Genomic DNA, 9,392 nt, shown 5'->3' with positions numbered 1-9,392 from the left:
AAGAACAAAACTCGGTTCTGGTACGAAAACTTCAAGATAATTGAAAGTAATCTCTAAATCTTGGACATACTGATACTATTACTCTAAAAAAGGTACGTGATCAGTATGGAAAAGCGAAATTTATTCAAGTGGAAGCATTATCATCATGATATTATTTTGCAAACAGTAAGATGGTACCTACGGTACAACTTGAGCTTTCGTGATTTGGTGGAAATGATGGAGGAACGGGGCTTATCCGTTGCTCATACAACGATTATGCGTTGGGTTCATCAGTATGGTCCTGAATTAGACAAAAAAATCCGTCGTCATCTCAAGCAAACCAATGACTCTTGGAGAGTCGATAAAACATATATCAAAGTAAAAGGTCAATGGATGTACCTGTATCGTACTGTCGATTCGAAAGGAAATACCATCGATTTTTACCTAAGCAAAGCAAGAAACCACAAGGCTGCAGAGCGATTCTTCAAGAAATCTTTGCAGTCTTTTCATATTTCTGAGTCTCGTGTCGTGACAGTCGATAAGAATCCAACTTATCCTATAGCAGTTGAAGAATTAAGAAAAGAAAAAAAGATGCCATTAGGCATCCAACTAAGGCAAGTGAAATATCTCAATAACATAGTGGAACAGGATCATCGATTCATTAAGAGGCGAGTCCTTCCTATGTTAGGATTCAAGTCTTTTTGCACAGCTACATCTATTCTTGCAGGAGTAGAAGCCATGCATATGGTAAAAAAAGGGCAACTTGTTTTACTGGGCAAGTCTGTCCAAAATCAAGTGAAGTTCATCCATCAACTATTTGGAATTGCTGCTTAATACTAGATTCCACTAGGAAACTTTTCGCCTCTTTATATCTTTCCTAAGTATTTGCACCAGAACCAGATAGGCCACGAAAAATGCTATTTTTACCGAAGCGGCTTCGAATTTCATCCATGACTTTTGTTAACTTCATTTCTTTTCTCGATGTATTACGTCATCAAATAATGAAATCTGTTCTTCACCTTCCGTAACTAAATTCGTTAATGAAATACTAACGGTTGGAATTGGTTCACCAGTGTATAGCGTGTGTAAATAATATGTACAAACATGATAGATATCCATCGTTAAATTGGTCGGTCGACTGAACGTGTGTGTCTTCCGAAATCCTCCACAATAACCCTTACTGCTACCAATCGAAAGATGGCTTGTTCTAGCAAGTTTCTTTTGCATTCGTAATCGATAGCAAACTTCTTCCGTATGTTCTAATAAGATAATCGGAATTTTATCTATTGAATAATCACGTAACAATATCTGACTCTTGACGATAGAGGTTTCCGCAGGTATATACTTTTCTGAAATACGGCTAAAATCTATGCCATTACTATATAAGTGCAATTCTTCTCCGATTACACCAAAGCTTTGTTTCAAATACTTAAGCGGATAATTCGCTAGATCACCGATTGTATAAATCCCTTTCCTGTTTAACTTCGCTTCCGTTTTGTACGATATCCCAAAAAATTTACTGAGCGGCCTTATACTCCATAATTTCTCGGGTATATTGTCGTATGTCCACTGCGTAATGCCATCTTGATTCCGCTTTGCTTCAATATCCATTGCGAATTTACTCATTAATAGATTCGATCCAATGCCGATTGTACATTCAATACGAGTGTGGTCGTAGACTTCACGTTTAAACTTTAGCGCGAATTCGTAAGGGCTATCCGCGAATAAATGGATACTAGCTGTCATATCCATAAAGAATTCGTCTATTCTGTTTTGTATATAGGAGCTGATTTCTTTGGTTTTTCTCTATCAGTTTGCAACATTTCGATTTCAGCTGTTACCATATCAAACTCTTGATCATCTTCGCGTGCTTCATAGACGGTTTTGGTACCCATTAATTTAGTAAATAGTGTTGCATCTTCCGATATAACGTCGCCGTAAACAAGATTATTACGAAACGCGCCTAAAAGTGTAGTAATAAATCTAGGACCATACTCAATTGTTAATTGACTTACTGTTTGCACGATTACAATGAGTGGTGTCTTATATTTACGCCGAAGTTTTGAAATTTGCACTGCATATAAACATAATTATCCAAATGCATCAAATAAATTAGAGAGATCCCCTCTTGCTGTGTTAATTAAAAAAACATCACCAAACTCGAAGGATCACATAACACACGGTGAAGTAAGGGTTGGGCAAAAATGTTATTTAGTGTATTACGAAATTCACGCACGAATGTTTCTTGTATAGGCTGACCATAGTATTTTCCCTCAGTGTGATAAATGATTTCTCCCTCACCACGCTCACTAGAAAGTTCAGGGCGTAGTTTAAGTCAAACCATTCATCTACTTGTTTTACAATACGCCAGTGATTCCGTTCATCTCTATCCGTTATTGCTTCAATATTATTAGGAAGTCGTTTATTTAAACTCACATGCATATTAAAAATAAGATTAGTGTCATTGTACATATCAATTACAAGATTAGTATAAATTTTAAAGAAGTTATGGGGTTAGTTATTGGTAAGCCAGAATGGTTTTGTAGATATGAAATTAACAACATTCACAAATAAATTTTTAGAAATGACTGAAACAGATAATGAATTAGATTCAAAAGAAACACATTTTTTCTTGCTGTATATGCAACTATGTGAACTAACAACAGAGTTAAATGAAGAGATGCATCAATATAACATGACATTGACAACTTCTCCCCTAACAAGAAATGAATCGTATAGAACCAAACTATTAACCAAGAAAGATACTCAGGATGAGTTGTTCCAGGCACTAAATGAAAGTTATTTAGCAGTATAAGTATTATTAATGCAATGCTATTACAGCATTGCATTTTTTGTTATCAATAATAAGCAGTTTATATAAGTTTTATATATAAGCCTTATATATAAAACTTATTATATTTATATTGATATAAAATTGACATATAAAAGGTGAAAACCCTTTTATATTAAGGTTTTATTATACGTTGTATAAATAAAATGTATATATACAGCGTATAATAAAATGTGTTATTTAATATGTGAGTTTCATGTTAACGTATTGTGCTGTTTTTGGGGTGATATGTTTACTTAATATAGTAATGATAGTGAAATCTATTCTATTAAGAGTTTAGAATGTGAATCACATGAAATATAAGATTAATATAGTATATATACACCGTATATATACGCTGTATAAATGAAAGCTTGTGAAATAAAGGGTTTTCTAATAATGGAATTTATAGGTTCTATATATAAGTTTTATATATAATGACTTGATATACGCCTTATAATGATGTACTATGTTTCTAGGAATAATTAACCAATGGTTTAAGGGGGGGACAACTTGAACGAGGTTTTAAGCGAGAAGTATCAAACGATAAAATTTACAGATGAAGTAGTGAACATGTTCGCAGATATTCTTGAACAAGATGAGATACTATATAGTGTATTTCTATACATAGGAAACATCGTTAATAAACAATTTCAAGAAACCAAATACATGAGGGGCATATCAATTAATGAAATAGTAGAAAATGTAGTCATAGATAGGAGAGTAAAGAAAACAAAAGGCAAATCTTATTCATTAGAGGTTGAACGCACAAATATATCAAGACGTTCAGCTGAAATAAGTGTTAGTACACTATCATCAATGTCTTTAATCTATGAAAAGTCTATGCACCCGTATAAATTTTTAATCTCAACTTATAGAGGACAACAAGTACTTATTGAGTTAGGGAAAAGAAAAAAAGTAAATAAGGAGAGATAAAATAATGGCGAAAAATTTCTTGAAGAATGAAGTAGCAATTAAGATGACGATGGTTGGTTTTGGTCAGGCTGGTACTAGAATGGTAGATAAATTTGCTGAATATAAACATACAGATGGAACATCAGTATATAACTGCTTAGCATTAAACAGTAATGATGGAGATCTAGCAGAACTAAAAAATGTACCAAAAAGCAACCAAGTTTCACTTAAATTAGGTGGTTTAGGTAAAAATCCTGAGCGTGCAGTAAAGGTACTTGAATCAAATGATGAGGCAAAAGAAAAATTAAAAGATTTTATCACGGAACGTGTAAGACCATCTGATGAACTTGTGTTATTCTTTGCAGGCTTAGGTGGAGGAACAGGAACTTCTACAATCATTAAGGCGATTGAAGAGTTTTCCGCTTTTCATAACAAGCCTATAATTAGACAAGAATTACAAAAAGTTGCACAACAATACCCTATGGCAGAGATAAAAGCAGATCAAGCAAAATTTGCGAGAATCGCTTTTGAAAATGCTATTGAGCGTAAAGATTTTATTAAAATGGGGATTGTTGTAACACTTCCAGTAAGAGCAGATGGACCGGATGTACTAAGACAAGTTAATAAATTTTCTCAAGAGATTTGGAAATTAGCTAATGATAAATCAAAAGGTGTAGCGTTTGTAGTATTTGCTGATAATCAGCACTTTTATGATGAATTTAAAGAGCTAAATGAAAATGAGAAAAAAGGTATTGCCAATGCACGTGATTATGCAAATCAACGTATTAGTGAAATTATTCATGAATTAAATACAGCTGCAAATGGTTCTGGGACATCTGTAATACTTGATTCTCAAGACTTTAAACGTATTTTACTTGAGAAAACAGGTTGTTTAGTAATTAATAAGGTTTCACGTAATATGAACCAGATTGAAAATAGCCATGCAATTGTAGAAATGTTTCAAGAATCATTAGGAGGAAGCTCTTTCCATCATCCAATTGATTTGATGAAAAAGAATAACGATGGTTCTGTTGAAGCATCAAAAGTACACCATTTTGGTATGCTTGCTATCCTAGATGAACAAAAAAACATTGATGATTCCTTCATGGATGATGCTAAAGTAGAAGTTTCAAATAATTTACCTATAAACGGTACTGTTTTTAATGGATATTTAGTAAGTAAGAATGATTTCTTGGGAAGTGTATATACGTTTTATAAAACTGATGCATTACCATCAAGATTATCTAAGGGATTAGTTGAAGAGTTTAATGAATTTAAAGAGAAGCAAAGTCAAATTCAGTACAAAAAGTCTCAAATTAGTACGATAGAAAGTATAGATGAGGATGAGGACTTAGGTTTTGCCTTTGGTGATTTTATCGATATGGGTAGTGACGTAGAAGATACAGAAGCTGGAGCCAATGAAGATGCTGAATTAGCGGACTTTTTAGATCCAGATAAGATGTTTGGTACTACAAAATAAGAAAAAGTCTGGAGCGAGATCCAGACTTTTTCTTATTCCACCGTCGTATTCATGAGAGATTTCATATAATCAATGATATTATCATGTATGTACTGCTCAATGAAGAGTTGCTTTTTAGCTAAATCTTCTTCTTTTTTAAACCATCCTACCTTTTTAATACGTTCCTCATCAGGTTTGCTATTCCAGAGGCCTTCTGCTTGCTTTCTTAATTCCTGGCGTGCTCTATGTTCAATAATGAAATTATCTAGTCGTTCTTGACGTTGACGTATCTTTAAAGCTTCTGCATCTTCAGGTTGTGGTAGCTGTTTTAATATATTTCCTATCTTCTCTTCATACTGAGATTCAATATTTTTTATTTTTTCTTCTATTTGCTTATTTACCATTTTTTCAATGATTTCTGCAGTTGCTTGAAGGTTTAATTGGGTAGATACTTCATTTGCTTGATTCTCTAGTGGTACTGGTCTTAAATCAAATTGATGTGGTAAAAGTTCAATAATAGCATCTAAAGACCACTTCTCATCTCTTTTTTGTTTTATAAATAGAGCGATTTCAAGATCTAAAGTATTATAGAGCTTTTCGTTTGTGTTATGGGTTCTTAAAGTTTCATGTAGACCTTTTTCTTCTAAAATATTGAACCAATTATACACTGTGTTATGATGACGTCCGACTAATTTAGAGAATTCTGTTATCCTCCATGCCTTTTCAAAAACATTATCGTTTAATACATCATCATCGCTTTTTTGATCAATCATTGTCCTACCTCCTTGAAAAAATCATCAAATACACACTTGAATTGAAATTAACATGTGGACTGAAATCAACATGTTAATAGTTATTTCGATGATATCAATATAAATACCTACCAACTTAGGTATTTACATGAAATGTGAGATTAACATATAACCAAGAGTGTATTAACAAAACATTGACTATAAATCTACAATTTGTTTAGAATGTTAATGTTTTGTTAACTAAAAACATATAAATACCAATGTTATATTAATGATAATAAGTATATTTTGTGCTAGAAATGCGGCTTATAGTTGCCATGAGATTAACATATTATATTGCTTATTATTAATGATAAGGAAATATAAGTGTTTTGTAAACAAATTATGATGATATAATGACTACGTTCTGTGGAAAATGAGAAAAGTAGGTTATTAAATTCCAATTTCAATGTATAAAAAGATACAAAAAGGCAATACTACTAATGTGATGATGCTAGTAGCTTAATAATACTAGTAAGTTATTGATCCTTTAATCTTTTAAATAGAGTTAATGTTTCTCTAGCCCTGTTATTCTTATAGAAGTGATATGAATAGTATGTTCCCTGTTATGATTAGTATTGATTTCATTGTTTATTTTATATAAAACTGCAAGAGTGTTTTGTTATGATATAGAATTTAGTTGGTTTAATGTATCTAATTTACCACGAGTAAGCTTATATAAAGCGTAAAAAATATTATGCTCATGCACAGATAAGAGTTTATATGTAATTGAATATGGATAATGTTTAGCTTATAGCGCGAACGTAACTGTTGTTTATAGGATGATTTAAGCAAATTAGAGGGACTGAGATTGATATGTTAGATGCTTGGGCGCTCTATTATCTCAAACACCTTAAAAACAGACATTAACATGAGATATGAAATTAACATGTAATAAAGAGTGTATCGACAAGACAGTACTATAAAATCAAAATATATTATCATTGTTAATGTTATATCAACTAAAACTACATGCACATCAATATAACATTGATGATAGTGAGCTAATTATGTATTAGTAAAACGACTTAAAGTTACTATGAGATTAACAAAACAATCTGTACAGTATTTATAAAAAGAAAAATAAAGATTTATACACAAAATATGATGATGTTAAAACTTTGTAATAACATTAAGCTGGATACGAATTGTTACGCTGCTAATATAGTCTTCTTCCTTGGTGATATCAATCTTTAAGTATGTCTTATCACAGTAAAAAGAATCGATCCAGTGCTTCTATAATCTTTCATAGATAAGTTAGATGTAAAATTTCATAAATAGTATATTTGTATATGGTAAGCATTTTTACGCAATTGAGTACTAAATATTATTCAGCCGGTGGATTGGATTTTACTTTTGTATATATAATTTAGGTTCATTAGAGATAATGAAATTAACATGAAATGTGAAATTGATATGTAATAGAGCTGATATTAACAAGACATTAACTATAGTGATGAAAGCCTCTTTAGTTGTTAATGTTATATCGATTATAAATGTATAAATATCGATGTTTTTCGTTCTGTGGAAATTATATATAGTTGATTCTTGAGTCTTCATTAAAATTAAAAGTGATTCAAAACAGTATTTGATAATGATTTGTACGGTTTATGGTTTATTTAAACGAATAGCAGTAATCTACCAGAGGTTATTTGTAGAGAATGGTTAACACTTTTTTATTTAGTGAATTATTTATAGAGTATCTGTGAAGGTGTTTTCTTTTTTAAAACTATATATACTTTACAAGGGGCTATTCGTTTTATAGTTTTTTTCGATCAGTACTAATGGCCTATGATTTATTAAGAGTTCAGAAAAATATCCTTCTATTAATATATTCATTAACTTTAAATCAATATTAGTTTAATAATTAAGTTACTGTTGATATGAAATTAACATTTTTATCTTTGTTTTCGTTGACATGTTAATGCTAATTATCGTGCTGTAATCAGTGAATTTGTTTACAAGACATTGATATTTTGTGGATTATTTCTCACTTAACACCTTTGTGTTTTTTTGAAGTGAAGATTTATTGGAAAACAGATATTTGTAAGCTATTAATATTTATTTTCTCCAATCGTATGTGTAAATATAATCGATTAGTTGAAGAATTTTGTGTATTAGAGATTGAAAGAAAAATGTATCTTGTTTACATAATAATTATTATTATGGTTTATTTTCAATAAATAAACTCAGTATTTAAACTTATAATTTACATACTTAAGGTGGATGTAATTGAGAGAGGAACACGCATCGCGCAAGACTTTATAGTGCCAGTAGAAACAGCGTACTTTGTAGAAGTGAGAAGAACTAAATAGGCGGATCAATACAAAAGTGAACACTTAATCCCGAAACAAGCATACTTAGATAACGGATGGTGATGAGAATACAGATGCGGAATCCCACAATACAAAAAAGATACAATTGATATTGGAGATATGGTGTATTGCGAGAAGTGCAAGGAGGAATCTAAAATTAAAAAGAGCAGCTAGCAAAAGCTAACTGCTCAACTCCAAGGCATCTCCAAAAGGGGGACGGAGAAAGAAATTTAAATAGGTTTTGGCATACAGCCTATTTACATAATTGACAGGATATTTGGATTTATTCATAGGGAGAAATTTATTATACACAAATTAAAATCTCTTTTATTAATAGTATCATCCCTATAAAAAGTAAGAATTCAATTGAAATTAAAAATCCATTTTTCTTGGGCTTTTTAAACTCCTTTACTAAGGAGAAAATTGAACTAATTGTTACAAATGTAAAAAGAGTAAGTCGTATTATATCTGGCATTTTCAACACTCTTAATATTCGATTACGTTCATTATATTATGATTTTTAAATGTGTAACATTTTTTGTGAAACCTTTTATGTCATGTATATGTTGCTTTGTAATAAAGTCACGATGTTTTGAAAAAAGATGTGATGTTTATAATAAAGTCGCGAAGTTTTGAAGAAAGTTGCGATGTTTCTATCAAAGAATTCTAAATGAGTCTTGAAGGTTCTGGTGCAAAAATAAATTATAAAAAAAGTAGGACCTGAATTTCCTACTAAATTACAGATTATGATGCGATACCAAACAATTTATCAATGAAATCTTTTTGATTTTGGGCAGACTTTACCCCTTGATGAAGTTGCTTCTTTTTCATCATATGCATCGCTTCTATGCCACTCAGTATGTAAGTGGCTGTACGAAATGATTTGAATCCTAACATCGAACGCACTCGCTTTTTAATAAACCGATGATCTTGTTCCACGATGTTATTGAGATATTTCACTCGCCTTATTTGGATGCCTACAGGCATCTTTTTTTCATTCTTCAACTCTTCAATTGCTATAGGATAGGCGGGATTCTTATCGATGGTTATCACACGAGGCTGTGAAACATGAAAAGACTGCAAAGCTTTCTTGAAGAAACGCT

At 31.4% G+C, this 9,392-nt stretch carries 6 protein-coding genes and 3 pseudogenes; 5 read left to right on the top strand and 4 right to left on the bottom strand.

What is annotated here, in order from left to right; all coding sequences use genetic code 11:
* The first annotated feature begins 105 nt into the window (after window positions 1–105).
* On the top strand, window positions 106–813 hold the full coding sequence (locus C564_RS0130355; protein ID WP_026008763.1) for an IS6 family transposase: 708 nt from the start codon (window positions 106–108) through the stop codon (window positions 811–813).
* A gap of 43 nt (window positions 814–856) precedes the next feature.
* On the opposite strand, the pseudogene C564_RS35905 reads toward C564_RS0130355, so the two are convergent.
* Window positions 857–1,755 (bottom strand): annotated as a pseudogene (locus C564_RS35905) (DinB/UmuC family translesion DNA polymerase); the annotation flags it as partial.
* A 29-nt stretch (window positions 1,756–1,784) separates the two neighbouring features.
* Window positions 1,785–2,460: pseudogene (locus C564_RS37940) on the bottom strand (type IV secretory system conjugative DNA transfer family protein); the annotation flags it as partial.
* Between the two features lie 67 nt (window positions 2,461–2,527).
* On the opposite strand from C564_RS37940, the gene C564_RS0130340 reads away from it, so the two are divergent.
* From C564_RS0130340 to C564_RS0130330, 3 genes are all read left to right on the top strand, one after another.
* Window positions 2,528–2,794 (top strand): hypothetical protein, encoded by a 267-nt coding sequence (locus tag C564_RS0130340; protein WP_026008761.1) that lies wholly within the window; start codon window positions 2,528–2,530, stop codon window positions 2,792–2,794.
* Between the two features lie 528 nt (window positions 2,795–3,322).
* Window positions 3,323–3,745, top strand: a complete 423-nt coding sequence (locus C564_RS0130335) for a hypothetical protein (protein ID WP_003207634.1) — start codon at window positions 3,323–3,325, stop codon at window positions 3,743–3,745.
* A 4-nt stretch (window positions 3,746–3,749) separates the two neighbouring features.
* The gene (locus C564_RS0130330; protein WP_018768059.1) at window positions 3,750–5,204 is read left to right on the top strand and encodes a cell division protein FtsZ; all 1,455 of its coding nucleotides are present in this window, start codon (window positions 3,750–3,752) and stop codon (window positions 5,202–5,204) included.
* A 32-nt stretch (window positions 5,205–5,236) separates the two neighbouring features.
* On the opposite strand, the gene C564_RS0130325 is transcribed toward C564_RS0130330, so the two are convergent.
* Window positions 5,237–5,956 (bottom strand): MerR family transcriptional regulator, encoded by a 720-nt coding sequence (locus C564_RS0130325; RefSeq protein ID WP_018768058.1) that lies wholly within the window; start codon window positions 5,954–5,956, stop codon window positions 5,237–5,239.
* Window positions 5,957–8,190: 2,234 nt separating this feature from the next.
* Between C564_RS0130325 and C564_RS38560 the strand changes: the two are divergent.
* Window positions 8,191–8,289 (top strand): annotated as a pseudogene (locus C564_RS38560) (deoxyuridine 5'-triphosphate nucleotidohydrolase); the annotation flags it as partial.
* A gap of 744 nt (window positions 8,290–9,033) precedes the next feature.
* Here C564_RS38560 and C564_RS0130315 read toward each other — a convergent pair.
* Window positions 9,034–9,392: DDE-type integrase/transposase/recombinase (locus C564_RS0130315; protein WP_018768056.1), on the bottom strand; the 359-nt coding region annotated here is incomplete at its 5' end.

The sequence above is a fragment of the Bacillus sp. 105MF genome, from assembly GCF_000374885.1.
GTDB lineage: Bacteria > Bacillota > Bacilli > Bacillales > Bacillaceae_G > Bacillus_A > Bacillus_A pseudomycoides.
This window is presented reverse-complemented; position numbering and strand designations above follow the sequence as displayed.